Source organism: Escherichia sp. MOD1-EC7003 (assembly GCF_002965065.1).
In the GTDB taxonomy this organism is placed as follows: domain Bacteria; phylum Pseudomonadota; class Gammaproteobacteria; order Enterobacterales; family Enterobacteriaceae; genus Escherichia.
This window is the reverse complement of the sequence record NZ_PTRE01000048.1, coordinates 100,378-117,248: the sequence shown is the minus strand read 5'-3', so window position 1 is coordinate 117,248 and position 16,871 is coordinate 100,378. Positions and strand designations below refer to the sequence as shown.

The 16,871-nt window shown below is 48.6% G+C and carries 16 protein-coding genes and 1 pseudogene; 4 read left to right on the top strand and 13 right to left on the bottom strand.

Going from position 1 to position 16,871, the window contains the following annotated elements; all coding sequences use genetic code 11:
* Window positions 1–128: 128 nt before the first annotated feature.
* The 11 genes from A7090_RS09340 to A7090_RS09300 all read right to left on the bottom strand — a co-directional run bounded on the left by A7090_RS09340 (window position 129) and on the right by A7090_RS09300 (window position 8,324).
* A complete protein-coding gene (locus A7090_RS09340; protein ID WP_105273812.1) occupies window positions 129–506 on the bottom strand; it encodes a hypothetical protein in 378 nt (125 codons plus the stop codon).
* Window positions 506–835, bottom strand: coding sequence for a hypothetical protein (locus A7090_RS09335; protein WP_240246341.1), 330 nt, complete (start codon window positions 833–835; stop codon window positions 506–508). The genes A7090_RS09340 and A7090_RS09335 overlap by 1 nt, the downstream gene beginning before the upstream one ends.
* A 183-nt stretch (window positions 836–1,018) precedes the next feature.
* Window positions 1,019–1,450 (bottom strand): hypothetical protein, encoded by a 432-nt coding sequence (locus tag A7090_RS09330; RefSeq protein ID WP_105273811.1) that lies wholly within the window; start codon window positions 1,448–1,450, stop codon window positions 1,019–1,021.
* A gap of 7 nt (window positions 1,451–1,457) precedes the next feature.
* On the bottom strand, window positions 1,458–1,847 hold the full coding sequence (locus tag A7090_RS27030) for a hypothetical protein (RefSeq protein WP_274541162.1): 390 nt from the start codon (window positions 1,845–1,847) through the stop codon (window positions 1,458–1,460).
* Entirely contained in the window at window positions 1,835–2,236 is a 402-nt protein-coding gene (locus tag A7090_RS26520; protein WP_274541161.1) for an RHS repeat-associated core domain-containing protein, read from the bottom strand. The genes A7090_RS27030 and A7090_RS26520 overlap by 13 nt, the downstream gene beginning before the upstream one ends.
* A gap of 79 nt (window positions 2,237–2,315) precedes the next feature.
* The gene (locus A7090_RS27025; protein ID WP_274541160.1) at window positions 2,316–2,450 is read right to left on the bottom strand and encodes a hypothetical protein; all 135 of its coding nucleotides are present in this window, start codon (window positions 2,448–2,450) and stop codon (window positions 2,316–2,318) included.
* Window positions 2,451–2,534: 84 nt separating this feature from the next.
* Window positions 2,535–4,178 carry a microcin J25 efflux ABC transporter YojI gene (gene yojI / locus A7090_RS09320; RefSeq protein ID WP_105273810.1) on the bottom strand — a complete coding sequence of 548 codons (1,644 nt, stop codon included), beginning with the start codon at window positions 4,176–4,178 and terminating at the stop codon, window positions 2,535–2,537.
* A 75-nt stretch (window positions 4,179–4,253) separates the two neighbouring features.
* Window positions 4,254–4,904 carry a DNA oxidative demethylase AlkB gene (gene alkB / locus A7090_RS09315; RefSeq protein ID WP_105273809.1) on the bottom strand — a complete coding sequence of 217 codons (651 nt, stop codon included), beginning with the start codon at window positions 4,902–4,904 and terminating at the stop codon, window positions 4,254–4,256.
* A complete protein-coding gene (gene ada / locus A7090_RS09310) occupies window positions 4,904–5,968 on the bottom strand; it encodes a bifunctional DNA-binding transcriptional regulator/O6-methylguanine-DNA methyltransferase Ada (RefSeq protein ID WP_105273808.1) in 1,065 nt (354 codons plus the stop codon). Before ada ends, alkB begins: the two co-directional genes overlap by 1 nt.
* A 73-nt stretch (window positions 5,969–6,041) precedes the next feature.
* Window positions 6,042–7,097: an FAD:protein FMN transferase ApbE gene (gene apbE / locus A7090_RS09305; protein ID WP_105273807.1), complete on the bottom strand. Its 1,056-nt coding sequence runs from the start codon at window positions 7,095–7,097 to the stop codon at window positions 6,042–6,044.
* Window positions 7,098–7,208: 111 nt separating this feature from the next.
* Window positions 7,209–8,324, bottom strand: coding sequence for a porin OmpC (locus tag A7090_RS09300; protein WP_105273806.1), 1,116 nt, complete (start codon window positions 8,322–8,324; stop codon window positions 7,209–7,211).
* A 738-nt stretch (window positions 8,325–9,062) separates the two neighbouring features.
* Here A7090_RS09300 and rcsD point away from each other — a divergent pair.
* Complete coding sequence (gene rcsD / locus A7090_RS09285; protein ID WP_105273803.1) at window positions 9,063–11,735, top strand: phosphotransferase RcsD; 2,673 nt, start codon at window positions 9,063–9,065, stop codon at window positions 11,733–11,735.
* Between the two features lie 16 nt (window positions 11,736–11,751).
* Complete coding sequence (gene rcsB / locus A7090_RS09280; RefSeq protein WP_001061917.1) at window positions 11,752–12,402, top strand: response regulator transcription factor RcsB; 651 nt, start codon at window positions 11,752–11,754, stop codon at window positions 12,400–12,402.
* Window positions 12,403–12,486: 84 nt separating this feature from the next.
* On the opposite strand, the gene rcsC is transcribed toward rcsB, so the two are convergent.
* On the bottom strand, window positions 12,487–15,336 hold the full coding sequence (gene rcsC / locus A7090_RS09275; protein WP_105273802.1) for a two-component system sensor histidine kinase RcsC: 2,850 nt from the start codon (window positions 15,334–15,336) through the stop codon (window positions 12,487–12,489).
* Between the two features lie 175 nt (window positions 15,337–15,511).
* Here rcsC and A7090_RS09270 point away from each other — a divergent pair, with 175 nt between their 5' ends.
* Window positions 15,512–15,799, top strand: a complete 288-nt coding sequence (locus A7090_RS09270) for a histidine kinase (protein ID WP_446718722.1) — start codon at window positions 15,512–15,514, stop codon at window positions 15,797–15,799.
* A pseudogene (locus A7090_RS26510) lies at window positions 15,799–15,910 on the top strand (hypothetical protein); the annotation flags it as partial. The gene A7090_RS09270 and the pseudogene A7090_RS26510, both read left to right, overlap by 1 nt.
* Window positions 15,911–16,088: 178 nt before the next feature.
* Here A7090_RS26510 and A7090_RS09260 read toward each other — a convergent pair.
* Window positions 16,089–16,871 carry a YfaP family protein gene (locus tag A7090_RS09260; protein WP_105273800.1) on the bottom strand — a complete coding sequence of 261 codons (783 nt, stop codon included), beginning with the start codon at window positions 16,869–16,871 and terminating at the stop codon, window positions 16,089–16,091.

Here is a 16,871-nt window from a genome sequence, read left to right as displayed (position 1 = left end):
TGTCTCCGGTGTTGGAGTGAACATATCAAAAACAGGCAGATACACAATTTAAATTACAGTCTCGGGAATATCACGGAGATCTTTCCCTGGATGTTTCCCGACTTTTTATTTAACTTTCATGCTATAGATTAATAGTTATCCTTCATTAATTTAACCTCCCATGAGGTACTATCTGATATAGTTATTAAAGCTAGGCAATGTGATAAATCACCATTGTCTAACGCGCTATATTTAACTGATTTCACTAATGCAGCCAAAAAACAATTTTTTATGTCACTTAATGAGTTGAAAAAATATTTCACCTCATCCCATGATAATTTAAATCCGGTATCACTGGATAAAACTCGTTGCTCAAAGTCAGGCATTGACATGTCTCGCGGCGCAATACCAATCGCTTCTATTTCATATAGATACCAGTCCCATTTATTAGCTGGTACTTTATCTAATAAATGAGATAAACGAACCTTTTCTCCATTATTCCACATCGACCCTTTACTCACATTCATTATGGGATCTCCAGATCTTTTGCAGGACCATGTTGCGGTGTTCCTCCTGTAGGATTAGGAATATAATCATGCTGATGGGGATTAGGATGTTCATTAGGCCTTCCATGATCTGTAAAATCAATATCTCTTTTGGGAACTAAATTACCATTTTCATCATATCCCCATTCTCTGGCCTGAGTATACTCTCTTTTTCTTCCTGATTTAGTACCTAATTGAGTATGTGGCGCATTAACATCAGGGATTGGACTCCCATTTTTATCACGAGGTAATGGCCGATCAGGTCTGTAAGTGCCATAAGGATTTTTATTTTCAACATCCGTTTTGCACAACCCAAGAGGCTCAATATATTTCAGCGGATTCGGCGCATAACTATAGAGATTTAACCCGCCTCTCAGCCCAATCGGATCTGCACACAGACAGTAACCTGCCCCGCAATCATAACACCAGAATTTATGATAGTGCGCTCAAAAGTTAAGAAAATGAGAAAATATTCTCGACTTTTATTTTAAATATCAATAAATAAAAAATTTAGGGGCATATACAGTAATAACACCTATACGAGCGTTTTCTAACTCATCAGGTAAAGGATCATCAATATCCGGCTCAATAATTAATCCGGGGATATCTTTATTAATAAAACCCTCATCACAGTCATCATAGATAAAATCACAACCTATTTGCTTTACAGGCATTCCAATACCTAAATTATTATACTTTCCCAAATAGCCATTAAGCGCAGATATCCTATAGATATTTCCATCTCTAATATTAACTCCTATTTCTATTGGATATTCAGGAATTAAATATTTCACAGAAAACAAAGAATCCTGTTGATATTTAACAAATCCACTTCTAAGCCAAGTTTCATATTTCATCAAAGATTCCCCAAGTAGAATCCCACCTAATCCTATTGCAGGTATTATTTCAGCCCTAATATTTATCATATTAACCTCATTCTGCCAGAAACCTGACGGTTCCTGTAGTACCTGACGAAACCTTCCAATAAGGTACTCCATCATAGTGTCTTGGCGACCCAGGATGATATTGAATATATCTGTCAGTGAAATAATTACCTTGAGCATTCCACTCTCGAAGAGTAAAACCTCCTGCACGACTAGAGCGCCTCATTTCTCCAGCCTCCCAACCATCAGGCCCCCCACCTAATTCTTTTAATAATGATTCAGGTGTATGACCCTTCAAAATTTCGGGATCTTTAAATATATCCTCAATGCCGTTAATCGGGGCTTTAAAAGACTTCGGTCCATCTTCTTTACATAAGCCAAGCGGATCTATCCATTTCAGCGGATTTTTGACGTAGCTGTAAGCGTTTATCCCCCACATAACCCAATCGGGTCCGGTGAGATATACTGCCCTGAACTGCAATCATAGTACCGGAACCGGTTGTAGTACAGCCCTGATTCCTCATCCTCATACTGCCCCGGAAAACGTAACCGGCAGGCCGGTGCATCCTCTTTATTTCTTCCCTCTTCCCGACCCCACAACTGCTGTTTGCCACGCCACACTATCGTGCCGTCTTCCGTCAGCAACTCCTGAACCCGCCCGACCGTATCCGTCACCGCATAATGCAGTTGTCCCTTCTCATACCTCGCCAGCGGCGTGAAGCTTCCCAGCGTGTATATCCAGCGAATGCTGTTTTCAGCATCTGGCGTACCACCTGCGCTGACAGGGATTTCCTCCGTTAACTGGTCGCCGTTCCAGTGAAAATCCATACCCGGCTAGTCACGGATGGTACAGCGCTTGCTGATACGCCTGCCGAACGGGTTATATTTATACTCCCAGCGCTCACCCTCAGGCGTTTCCAGTCCGGTAGGTGTCCCAGCGGTAACGCCACTGCAACGAGCGGTAGCCGCCTTTGTCCACCAGCTTCTCCACCAGACGACCGTTCACATCGTATTTCCAGGTGATGTTGTGCGCGTTTATCACCTTAACAAATTTCCCTTCCTCCGGTTTTCCGGTCTCCGGGTTGTTGACCTGGCGGCAGCTGTCTTCCAGGTCAGCGTCAAAATATTATGCCGTCCGGGCAACGGCATCACGCGAAGCAGCATCGCGCTCTTCACCCGTCAGCTCGCTAAGTTGCCCATTGCGCATTTCCAGCAGGCGGTCGGCGTGGATAAAGTAATGATCATCATGACTGATGGCGAAAATCGTTTTCCCCATCTCCTGCATCAGCGGCAGCAGCACCTGATAAAACTCTCGACGAAAGTGTGGATCCTGATCTGCCGCCCATTCATCCAGCAGGATAATATCGCGTTCTTCTGCCAACGCCAGCAACAACGCCACGCGTTTTTTCTGCCCTTTTGATAACTTCAGGTTAACAATACGCCCGTTACTTAACTCTAACTTATGATCCATTTTTAACTGCATCAGCCACTTCTCAACCAGCTGCGGATTAGCGGGTTTACCCTCCGGCCCCAGCAGTTGATCAAACAGCCAGACATCGGTAAATACAGCCGAAAACAGTTTGCGATAATCTTCCGGTTGTTCGCCGCTGATAGGTTTGCCATCCAGCAAGATTTCGCCGCTTTGTGGCTGATACAAGCCCGTCAGCAACATCGCCAGTGTCGATTTTCCACTACCGTTGCCGCCAATCAGAAACAGCAGTTCGCCACGTTTGATGGTGAGGTTCAGCGGCCCAACGGAAAACGCGTTATCCTGATAACTAAACGTCACATTACGCAGCTCCAGTGTTTGCCAGTCGGGAAACGTCTGCGGGCGCGGAAATTCCGCTTTGAAAGGCGCGAGCGCGAATTTGTTTAGCTTATTAAACGCCACCTGCGCAGTCAGTAGCGTCGGCAACGCACCAACCGCTGAAAGCAGCGGTGTACGCAGGAATAGCAGCGTCAACGAATAGGTCGCGGCAACATTAGTATCAGCCCAACCAAGACTGTTCGCCATCCAGAATACCAGGCCAATAGCCCCCAGCATCATGATGTTTGACCAGTTCACGGCACTAAGATGGAAGGTGTCTGCGCGGATAATATGATGGCGATACTCTTGGGCATCAGGGATATAGAGGTTGTTAAACACATACTCGGCGCGTTCACGATTCAGAGTCAGCTCTTTGCGCCCTTCGAGTACAGTTTGAAAATCCGTGTACAGCTTGTCTTCGGTTTCACGCAGGGTCGCCATATGTTTATACACCCGCGCCACCAGTACAAAACCACCCCAGATGGTGATCGCCATCCAGATAGCCGTTACCAGCAACATTTTGCCCGATAGCATCCACAGATACGCCGCTGAACCGATAGTGAGAATGATCCCCTGCACCAGTTCGGGTAAGCGCACAAATGCAATAGTGATATTGCGCACATCGCTGGTTAACCCCGCCAGCAACGAGGCGCTACCAAGTTGTTCAATACGCTCGACGTGGGTATCCAGAATCCGCTTGATAAATTCGCTACGCAGTCGGTAAACGAAGTGGTGCCCCAGCATAGTGAGTGCCAGTTGCGATCCGAGAGTGACTGCCATTAACAGCAGCAATAAACCCAGAAACGCCGGCAACACCAGCAGACTGGTATCTGCCGTTTCGATAAGGCGCTGATTGATAAAAGCAATTAAACCAATGCCTAACGCCGCACTGGCGAGGCTTAGCGCCATCACACTGATAAATGGCCAGCGATACTGCCGCCAGACAAGTACAAGAAGTTCCATGCAGAAAACCCGGACAATGAATTACAGCCCGCAGTTTAAACATCTTCGCGTTCACAGCAATAATAATTCTTATTTTTATTCTTTTTTACCTGCAAGACGGAAAGTCAGGTTATAGCGGCAGTCGGCGGTGAGTGGATGAAAACCCGCTTTCAGCGGTTGAATGCCGTGATAAAACAGCCTCGATTCACCGCCCCATATCACCACATCGCCATGTTCCAGCAACAAACGTTTGAGCGGATCATTTCGTTTCAGGCCGCCAAATTGAAAAATAGCGGGTAAGCCCAGAGAAACAGAAACAATCGGTGCACGCAGATCCGGTTCGTCTTTATCCTGATGCAACGACAGTTTCGCGCCAGGGGCGTAGCGGTTGATAAGGCAAGCGTCAGGCTGGAAATCTGAATAACCTGCTGTCGTGGCCGCGCGCCGACATAAATCATAAAAACTTTGCGGCATGGCGGGCCACGGTTTATTTGTTTGCGGATCAATGGGCGAATAGAGATAACCTTGCCGATGGGTCGTCCAACCCAGATGCCCACAGTTGGTCATCGCCACCGACATGGTATATCCACCTGGAGTGACCATCTGGCGAAACGGCGACTGGCTGGCAATGCCACTGATATCGTGCATCAGTTGCTCCGCAACGTTAAAAGCAAAACGGCGCAAAATCACCGCGCCGGAAGCCAGCGATTCTTGCCACGGTTCTGCATCAGCAAACAGATCCAACATTACCTCTCCTCATGTTCGGCTTCGCGGCGCAGCAGTTGCGCTTTGCGCGACACGCCCCAGCGGTAACCGGAAAGTGAGCCATCACCACGGACCACCCGATGACAGGGAATAACGATAGCTAACTTATTGGCGGCACAAGCGCTGGCAACGGCGCGAACGGCTTTCGGTTTGCCGATGGCGTTCGCCAGTTGCTGATAACTGACGGTTTCACCACAAGGTATCGTGCGCAGTGCCTGCCAGACTTGTTGCTGAAAAGCAGTGCCGCGAATATCCAGCGGTAACGTCAGCGGCATATCGCGTTGATTGAGGCTGGCGATTACTTCACGCACATGTTGCTGAAACGTCAGGTCAGCAGGCACGTTGTCGGCAGCGGGAAACATCTGCTGTAGCTCGCTGATTAATGTCGCGTCATCATCGCCCAGTAATATCGCGCAAATCCCCCGCTCGCTTTCTGCCACCAGGCACCGGCCCAGCTCACTATCAGCCAGCGCATAACGCACAGCCAGATTTTCACCTCCGTGACGAAACTGTTTAGCTGTCATGCCCAGCGTTTCGTCGGCTTTGCGGTAGTAACTGCTGCTGTCGGGGAATCCAGCCTTAAGAATAGACGTCGTCACGCTCTCCCCTTTCGCCAGCGATTCGCGTAAACGGCGAGCGCGCCAGGCCTGCTGCCAGGCTTTCGGCGTCATTCCTGTAGTGGCTTTAAACAAGCGATGCAGATGGAACGGACTCATTGCCACCTGGTCGGCTAAGGCTTCCAGCGTTACAGGCGTTTCCTGTTCCAGCAGTCGGCAGGCGTGGGTAATTTTATCAAGGCGATGTTGCCGGGGATTGGCTTTGTCTGGCTGACAACGTTTGCAGGGGCGAAATCCGGCGGCCAGTGCCTCGCTGGCATTTGCGTAGAAGGAGACATTTTCCCGCAAGGCATGTCTGGCTCGGCAAGACGGACGGCAAAAGATACCCGTGGTGCGCACGGCGAAAACGAATTCGCCGTCGGCGTTCGGGTCGCGGGCTAAGACCGATTGCCAGCGTTGAGCGTCAGTTAAACATGTGGCGTTTTTCATAATCAGCTCCCTGGTTAAGGATAGCCTTTAGTCTGCCCGGTCACCATCACGCAAAAACCAACAATCTTGCGCTTTAATTTTTTTCGCTGATAAGGAAGCTTTTAAACTGCGGCGACATCCAGGTTTTAAAACTATCGCCCTCTTTGGTGATCATATAAACCGCCAGTCCTTCCCGGCGAACAATCTCTTTGGCTTTCTCCGGCCCGAGCACCATTAAGCCGGTATCCCAGGCATCAGCCTCCAGCGCCGTCGGGGCAATCACCGTCACGGATACCAGATTGTGTTCAATGGGACGCCCGGTATGCGGATCGATAACATGAGAAAGACGTTTGCCATCCAGTTCGTAATAGTTACGGTAGCTGCCAGAGGTGCTAATGCCATGACCGTTGATATCGACCACCGCCTGAACCGCATTTTCCTGATCGGTCGGTTTTTGAATCGCCACCCGCCACGGCTGGCCTTCAGCATTCATACCACGGCTATCCAGAGCACCGCCAACTGACACCAGATAACGTGAAATACCTTCCTGCTCCATCAAGCGTGCCAGATGATCCGCTGCATAACCTTCACCGACGGTGGAGAGATCGACATATAAATCCGGCAGGTCTTTTTGCAAATATTGCTGATGCGACTGATTAATGACCGTCAGGTGCTGTAAACCCGTTTTGGCTTTCATCGCATCGATCTGTTCCTGGCTCGGAATTTGAACCGGCTGTTGTTCCGGACCAAAGCCCCACAGATTCACCAGCGGCCCGACGGTAATATCCATCGCGCCATCGGTTTTGGCACCAATGCGCAGCGAGGTAGTGACGATATCTGCCATTGCTTCATTTACCGGCCATGGTGTCAGGCTTTGTGAATCGTTAAAGCGCATCAGCGCGGAATCTTTTTTATAGGTCGAAAGCAGCTGATCGTCGGCGTCCAGCTGGGTCTGAATCTTTTCTTTAAGTTCGGCACTGCGTTTGGCGTCAATGCCGGGGATGCTGGCACGCCAGAAGGTACCCATAGTTTTGCCTTCAAGAACGGTAACTTCAGTAACGTGGGAGTTAGCGGGTTGTGTTTTTTGATCGCAACCAACAAAGAAGAGCGCGGCAGCCAGTAGTGCCACGCGGGTAAAGCTTATTTCCATACGTGATTATCCTCATGCGAACGGTCGCAAGAGTACACCAAAAATCTGAGTTTGTACGCTGAAAACAATGAAAAAAGGGCCCGCAGGCCCTTTGTTCGATAGAAATCGAAATTAGAACTGGTAAACCAGACCCAGAGCTACGATGTCATCAGTGTTGATGCCAACAGTGCGGGTGAACTGGTTGTCGTCCAGCAGGTTGATTTTGTAGTCAACGTAGGTGGACATGTTTTTGTTGAAGTAGTAAGTAGCACCAACATCAACATATTTCAGCAGATCTTCGTCGTCGTAAGTACGACCAGCGATGTTGACATTCAGGTCTTTACCTTTGGATTGCAGGTAAGCTACAGAAGGACGCAGACCGAAGTCGAACTGATACTGGGCAACCACTTCAAAGTTCTGAGCTTTGTTCGCCCAACCTGAATCACCAACCAGAGTTGCGTTGTAAGTCTGGGTGTACTGAGCCGCCAGGTAAACATTGTTAGCGTCGTATTTCAGACCACCAGTGTAGGTTTCTGCACGGTCGCCGTTACCGATCAGATTGCTGTTGTTCTGCTCCCAAGTACGTTTGGAGCTGGAGATCGCACCACCGATACCGAAGCCTTCGTAATCATAAGTGATAGAACCACCAACACCGTCACCGTTCTGCTTCAGAACATCACGACCATTGTTGGTCACACCAGTCATACCTTCGCCAGACGGGCTACCGTTTTTACCCTGGTACTGAACAGCAAAGTTCAGGCCATCAACCAGACCGAAGAAGTCGGTGTTACGGTAGGTCGCGAAGCCGTTACCACGCTGCTGCATGAAGTTATCAGAATCGTAGGTATCGCCACCGAATTCTGGCAGTACGTCGGTCCAGGAAGTTACATCGTAAACAACGCCATAGTTACGACCATAGTCGAAAGATCCAACGTCCTGGAATTTCAGACCAGCGAATGCCACACGAGTCCAGGAGCTATTCTCACTTTCAGGTTTGTTACCCTGAATCTGATATTCCCACTGACCATAACCGGTCAGCTGATCAGTAATCTGAGTCTCACCTTTGAAACCAAGACGCATGTAGGTCTTGTCGCCATCTTTAGAGTCGTTGTCGGAGAAATAGTGCAGGCCGTCAACTTTACCGTACAAGTCTAATTTGTTGCCGTCTTTGTTGTAAATTTCAGCAGCGTTTGCTGCGCCTGCTACCAGCAGAGCTGGGACCAGGAGGGACAGTACTTTAACTTTCATGTTATTAACCCTCTGTTATATGCCTTTATTTGCTTTTTTATGCCACTGCATACTGATTAACCCTCATTAATCAGTCGGCAAGTCCATTCTCCCCAAAAATGCAGAATAATCCAACACGAATATGATACTAAAACTTTTAAGATGTTTCATTTATCGCTATAGATGTTTCAAAATGTAAATGAAAGGGAACTTTTTAAGATTGCTGCGAAATGGCTAAATAAGCACCTAACATCAAGCAATGGTAATTCAAGGTTAAAATCAATAACTTATTCTTAAGTATTTGACAGCACTGAATGTCAAAACAAAACCTTCACTCGCAACTAAAATATTTCCCGCTATCATCATTAACTTTATTTATTACCGTCATTCATTTCTGAATGTCTGTTTACCCCTATTTCAACCGGATGCCTCGCATCCGGTTTTTTTTACCCTTCTTTACACAATTTTCATTATTCTGTACTACCACAGGAAAACTATAACGCTTGTTAAGCATTTCACAAATAATTAACATAAGCATAATTTCCAGTGTTCTTCGTTTATTTGCAATTAATTTCGTTGGTCTTTTTGTAGGTTATTTGTACAGCAAAATAGCGCTTGTACATCTATTTCCCTCAGCGCAGGATGATAAATATCACTGGAGAATAGAGAATCATCAATCAGGTAAGAGTCTGGAATTTCACACTGTACCCTTTATACTGCCCAATCACTTCGCGAAGTTTTAACAGGTCATAAACACGAATGCATCAGAAAGAGACAACGGCCACGACCCGCTTTTCACTCCTACCGGGGAGCATTACCCGCTTCTTTTTACTGTTGATCATTGTGTTACTGGTGATGATGGGGGTGATGGTACAAAGTGCCGTCAACGCCTGGCTGAAAGATAAAAGTTACCAGATTGTCGACATTACCCACGCAATTCAAAAGCGCGTCGATACCTGGCGTTACGTGACCTGGCAGATCTACGATAACATTGCCGCGACAACCTCCCCCTCCTCCGGCGAAGGTTTACAAGAGACGCGCCTGAAACAGGATGTCTACTATCTGGAAAAACCGCGCCGCAAAACGGAAGCCTTGATCTTTGGCTCTCACGACAACTCAACGCTTGAAATGACTCAACGGATGTCCACCTATCTGGACACGTTATGGGGCGCAGAAAATATACCGTGGTCGATGTATTACCTGAATGGTCAGGATAACAGTCTGGTACTGATCTCGACCCTCCCCCTCAAGGATCTCACCTCCGGATTTAAAGAGTCGACCGTCAGCGACATTGTTGATTCACGTCGTGCAGAGATGTTGCAGCAGGCCAACGCCCTCGATGAACGCGAAAGTTTTTCTAACCTGCGCCGCCTGGCCTGGCAGAACGGTCATTACTTTACCCTGCATACCACCTTTAACCAGCCGGGACATCTGGCAACAGTCGTGGCTTTTGATCTACCGATTAATGATTTGATCCCACCCGGTATGTCGCTGGACAGTTTCCGTCTTGAGCCAGACGCGACGGCAACGGGAAACAATGATAATGGGAAAGAAGGGACGGATAGCGTCAGTATCCACTTTAACAGTACGAAGATTGAAATATCCTCGGCACTCCACTCTACCGATATGCGACTGGTCTGGCAGGTTCCTTACGGCACCTTACTGCTGGATACGTTGCAAAACATTCTGCTGCCACTGCTGCTGAACATCGGTTTGCTGGCGCTGGCGTTATTTGGCTATACCACATTCCGACATTTTTCCAGCCGCAGTACAGAAAGCGTCCCCAACACAGCGGTCAATAACGAATTGCGCATTTTACGGGCAATAAATGAAGAAATAGTCTCACTGCTGCCGCTCGGCCTGCTGGTTCACGATCAGGAATCGAACCGCACTGTCATAAGCAACAAAATTGCCGATCATTTGCTGCCGCATTTGAATCTGCAAAACATCACTACTATGGCAGAGCAGCATCAGGGGATTATTCAGGCGACAATCAATAACGAGCTGTATGAGATCCGCATGTTTCGCAGTCAGGTTGCGCCGCGCACACAAATTTTCATTATTCGCGATCAGGATCGCGAAGTGCTGGTAAACAAGAAACTCAAGCAGGCTCAGCGTCTGTATGAGAAAAACCAGCAGGGGCGGATGACTTTTATGAAAAATATTGGCGATGCGCTGAAAGAACCCGCACAGTCCCTGGCAGAGAGCGCGGCTAAACTCAACGCCCCGGAAAGCAAACAATTAGCGGATCAGGCAGATGTGCTGGTGCGACTGGTCGATGAAATACAGTTAGCAAACATGCTTGCGGACGATAGCTGGAAAAGTGAGACGGTGCAGTTTTCCGTGCAGGATTTGATTGATGACGTCGTGCCTTCAGTGTTGCCTGCCATCAAGCGTAAAGGTCTGCAACTGCTGATTAACAATCATCTGAAAGCACACGATATTCGCCGTGGCGATCGCGATGCCTTACGCCGTATTTTGCAGCTGCTGATGCAATATGCCGTGACCTCAACGCAATTGGGAAAAATCACCCTTGAGGTTGATCAGGATGAATCCTCCGAAGACCGCCTGACGTTCCGCATTCTGGACACCGGAGAAGGCGTAAGCATTCATGAAATGGATAATTTGCACTTCCCGTTTATCAACCAGACCCAAAACGATCGCTATGGCAAGGCAGACCCGCTGGCATTCTGGCTGAGCGATCAACTGGCGCGTAAACTGGGCGGTCATTTAAACATCAAAACGCGGGACGGGCTTGGCACACGCTACTCTGTGCATATAAAAATGCTCGCAACTGACCCGGAAGTTGAAGAGGAAGAAGAGCGTTTACTGGACGATGTCTGCGTAATGGTGGATGTTACCTCGGCAGAAATTCGGAATATTGTCACTCGCCAGCTAGAAAATTGGGGAGCAACCTGTATCACACCCGATGAAAGATTAATTAGTCAGGATTATGATATCTTTTTAACGGACAATCCGTCTAATCTTACTGCCTCTGGCTTGCTTTTAAGCGATGATGAGTCTGGCGTACGGGAAATTGGGCCTGGTCAATTGTGCGTCAACTTCAATATGAGCAACGCTATGCAGAAAGCGGTCTTACAATTAATTGAAGTGCAACTGGCGCAGGAAGAGATGACAGAATCGCCTCTGGGTGGAGATGAAAATGCGCAACTCCATGCCAGCGGCTATTATGCACTCTTTGTAGACACAGTACCGGATGATGTTAAGAGGCTGTATACTGAAGCAGCAACCAGTGATTTTGCTGCGTTAGCCCAAACGGCTCATCGTCTTAAAGGCGTATTTGCCATGCTAAATCTGGTACCCGGCAAGCAGTTATGTGAAACGCTGGAGCATCTGATTCGTGAGAAGAATGTTCCAGGAATAGAAAAATACATCAGCGACATTGACAGTTATGTCAAGAGCTTGCTGTAGCAAGGTAGCCTATTACATGAACAATATGAACGTAATTATTGCCGATGACCATCCGATAGTCTTGTTCGGTATTCGCAAATCACTTGAGCAAATTGAGTGGGTGAATGTTGTCGGCGAATTTGAAGACTCTACAGCACTGATCAACAACCTGCCGAAACTGGATGCGCATGTGTTGATTACCGATCTCTCCATGCCTGGCGATAAGTATGGCGATGGCATTACCTTAATCAAGTACATCAAGCGCCATTTTCCAAGCCTGTCGATCATTGTTCTGACCATGAACAACAATCCGGCGATTCTTAGTGCGGTATTGGATCTGGATATCGAAGGGATCGTGCTGAAACAAGGTGCGCCGACCGATCTGCCGAAGGCCCTCGCCGCGCTGCAAAAAGGGAAGAAATTTACCCCGGAAAGTGTTTCCCGCCTGTTGGAAAAAATCAGTGCTGGTGGTTACGGTGACAAGCGTCTCTCGCCAAAAGAGAGTGAAGTTCTGCGCCTGTTTGCAGAAGGTTTCCTGGTGACAGAGATCGCTAAAAAGCTGAACCGCAGTATTAAAACCATCAGTAGCCAGAAGAAATCTGCGATGATGAAACTGGGCGTCGAGAACGATATCGCTCTGCTGAATTATCTCTCTTCTGTGACGTTAAGTCCGGCAGATAAAGACTAATCTCCCGCAGGCCAGATAAAACGCGTCAGCGTCGCATCTGGCATTTGCACCGATTGCCGGATGCGGCGTAACGCCTTATCCGGCCTACGATTCCCGCGATTTCCTGACCCTCTCGGCATATAGCGTCAGCGTCTGTTTTATAACATCCAGCGTTACCGGCTTCGACAGGCAGCTATCCATACCGGACTCCAGACACCGCTGCTTCTCTTCAGCCAACGCATTAGCAGTTACGCCGATTACCGGCAACGTCAGTCCCAACTGACGAATGCGTTGCGTCAAGCGGTAACCATCCATATTTGGCATGTTGACGTCGCTAAGCACGATATCGATATGATTCTTGCTAAGTACATTAAGCGCATCGACGCCGTCATTCGCGGTTTTACATTGATAGCCCAACGATCCCAACTGATCTGCCAGCAGGCGCCGGTTAATCGGATGATCATCCACGACCAGAATCATCATATCGTCGTTATCGCTGACCGCTTTGTCCGTCAATGGCAGAGCGTTAGCAGGATCGTCGCACTCCATCTCGATCAAATAAATACGCGCCAGCAATGCCGGTAGCTCATGCGGGGTCGCCACACTGTGTACCCACTCCCCTGGCGCTTTCTCCAGCGGAATGCCAATATGACGACGACAGAAGGTCACTACCGCTCTACCCTGCCATTTTTTACTCACTACCTCGTCAGTAATTAACACATCTTCGGGAGTCGGTTCCTGCCCTTCGTATGTTGTAACAACGATGCCGCTGCGCTGCAAACTGGTTTCCAGGAACTGGCAGAGCGACGCATTGCGGACCGCCAGCCAGCAGCGTTTACCGCTCAACCCTTCCACGCCTTTTTTCTGCGGGTACTGAGCACCGTACAACGGAATACGCACGGTAAACTGGCTGCCCATTCCCGGTTCTGAATCGACCGAGATGTCGCCGTCCATCATGTTGATCAGTTTTTCACAAATCGCCAGCCCCAGACCGGTCCCCTGGAAGTTACGCTGTACGCCCGTTCCGACCTGGAAGAAGGGATCAAACAAGCGCACCACTTCTTTCGCCGGGATCCCCACGCCGGTATCGCGAACACGGATAGAGAGATAATGGCCATCAGCGCGAACATGCAGAACTATACAGCCAGTATCGGTGAATTTTATGGCGTTACTCAGCAAGTTAGAGATGACCTGCTGTAAACGCATCGGGTCGCCATTTAAGGCCACTGGCACATCCGGTTCAATAAAACAGTACAAGCCCAGCTGCTTGCGTACCACCAGCGGTAAATAGTTGGCGGTGATGTGATTCATCACTTCACGCGGCGAAAACTCACGCGGTTCGATCTTCAACTGTTCCGATTCAATCTTCGAGAAATCGAGAATATCGCTGATAATTTTCAACAACAGGCTGGAAGAGTTGTTCATTGCCGTCACCAGACGATCGACGCCTTTCGGTAACTCTTTGGTTTGCAACAGATCCAGGTTACCGATAATGCCATACAGCGGCGTTCGCAGCTCATGACTGACGGTGGCAAGGAACATCGATTTCGACTGGCTCGCCTGCTCTGCTGCCTGTGCCATCTCCTGCAACGACTCTTCCATCTTCACGCGCGAAGAAACATCTACCAGCACGCAAATGGCCACGTTTTCATTACGATAGCGCGAATGGACGAAGCTGATTTGCAGATTGGTATTATTGCTGGTCAGGACATCAACAAAATTGACCTGCTGCCCACAGATAATTTGTGTCAGCCGTTGGCGGTCCTCATGCGTAAGCATATTGAGATAAGTATGCGCCAGTTCGTTACTTAAAATATTGACGCCATCAGCAGTACGCAAAATGCAGATACCCACTGGCGCGGAGGCGACAATCTTGCGATTAAACTGCTCATGTTCTTCCAGTCGCAGGGCGTCGCTTTCTGCCGGAATGAAAATACGCCGCTCGTACATTCGAGCGAGAGTAAACAACGCAGCTCCGGCAAGTACATTCAGCAAAATTGCGTTAAGGATCAACATGCGAATGCGTTCCAGCACCTTATCAACCGGCACTGAATAGACGATGCTTAACGATGAGGGCGGCAGATTTTTCTTCAGCACCAGCTCCCGGAACGCTTCCGTATAGCCAAACCAGGAACGTTCCTGCATCCAGCGAGGATCGCTCTTAATCTTGCTTTCCGGTCCGGTAAGCGAAATCAGGGTATGACCATTTTCATCAAGAATGGTAACCCCCATCGGCAACGTACCAGGTAAGAAAAAATTCTCCATCCGAATGGTCTGCTCGACACCCAAAAGCGCCTGCAACCGGTTTGCCAGATAAACTGGCGTCAACGCGTAAAAATACCCGACGCCAGGGCGCGGACCTTCGCTGATCCAGTAGAGGTTACTGCCGCTATCATCTTGTGGTGCATTTCGATATTTATTGATGCGTTCATGTAAAGCTTTCAACGCGGTATCGCGTTCAACTGGCATATCACGCAGACCGAAATTGGCCATGCAGAGGTTATCGCTGCCGATTAAAAATACGCGGTTAAGATCATAAGCCGCAGAGAAATTATCGCGCCAGTAGCGCATAAACCACGCTAACGACTCCAGAGAGCCACGCCAAGTGTTACTCATCGCGGAACAATCGGAGTCGGCAAACAGAGGTTCAAACACAGGCACATCCACCTGCGTTTCTCGTCCACGCGGGGAAAGCACACCGTTTTCTGCTGATAAGCGATTTTCAGCTATGTACTTCAGCTCTTTCATCACATCGGAGGTGCGTTGAATAAAGCGCTGAGCCTGATCGGAACTCAGGTTAAATTCCTGACGAATTTCCGATTCTCGCTGATGTAACGCATTAACGATGTAAAAAACGGATGAAAAAGCAATCAGCAGCCAGAGCACTAACGCCAATGCTCTGAACATGTAGCGCGAGGCTTTCAGGGTTGTACGAAAAGAAGCAAGGTATTTCAAAGGGGCGAAGCTCCGCCTCAGGTGACCGATGGAGTGTGGTTAAGGTAGCGGTAAAAACGTGTTACCGCAATGTTCTGTCTTCTCTGGAATATGATACACCGCCGAGAAATCATTACCTTAACCTCTGATAATCGTCATATACCGGACAAGATTAGTGGATTTCAGCATGCATTATATGAAGTGGATTTATCCACGCCGCTTACGCAATCAAATGATCCTGATGGCAATCCTGATGGTCATTGTCCCGACGCTTACTATTGGTTATATCGTAGAAACGGAAGGACGTTCAGCAGTCTTATCTGAAAAAGAGAAAAAACTTTCTGCCGTGGTCAACCTGCTTAATCAGGCGCTAGGCGATCGCTACGACCTCTATATCAACTTACCGCGTGAGGAGCGTATCCGCGCATTAATGCAGAACTTGCCCCCATTACCGAAAATATCACTCGCGCCTTCCCTGGCATAGGCGCGCGTATCCTGGTCACTCTGTTACATGCAATGCAGGCACGAGATAAAACACTCGGTCTGGCGACGCTGTGATCAGAGAATTGCGATGGTGATTGAGCGATTGAATTAACAAACAACAACACCCGATAACACAAGTTATTGGGTGTCAGATTGCTGACAAAGTGCGCTTTGTTCATGCCGGATGCGGCGTGAACGCCTTATCCGGCCTACAAAAACATGCAATTTCAATAGATTGCAGAGATTACGTAGGCCTGATAAGCGTAGCGCATCAGGCAATTTTGCATTAATCACCAGTCAAAACTTTTCACCAGCGTCAGTTCGCCAGCATTACGCATCGGTACAATAAAAGTTTCCTGTTTCTCATTGACCGATCCTTCATCGGTAATCAGCGTCAGTTTGGCGGTCGTCAACTCCGTTTCGCTACGTCCACCATAGTAGTTGATGTACACCTGATAGCGCCCGTGAATCGGCGCTGGCATGGCGAAAATCTCCGGTCCGTAGCCTGTAGTGACATCCATATCCAGAGCGCCGCTGTTTTTCAACACCGTATTACCGTACCAGGCATGTTCACCATCGGGCGTAACAACGTGAAGATCGAGATCGGTATTGTCCGTATCCCACGAAAGAACCAACCGTAAACGCGCGCGAATCGCTCCTGCGCCTGGCGTAGAGTAAAACTGCATCTTTTGTCGGCTTTGCCCATCAGGGCTGATGACCTGCACGCTGTTGCTGCCTTCAGTGAAAATATAGGGACGCGCAAAGGAACCATCGGATTCAATTCTCTGCGGCATACTGACGCCGTTAACCACTAGCCGCCCCTGCTGAACTTTGCCCTTGCCCGCCGCTGCATAATTTTTGATTTTGCCGCGGATCTGCGCAGAAATATTTTGATCATCGGCCATGTTGACGGACGACGCGGGATAGTTGATCGATTGTGAAAAACTGGCATCTTCACCCTCTGCCGGATGCCAGCCAGACAACGGCGCATCAATTTCGACATCCTGAACACCTTCGCTGTGAGCAAGCGGAGAAAGCGCCACCAGTAACAACGGAAGAAAAATCTTTCGCAT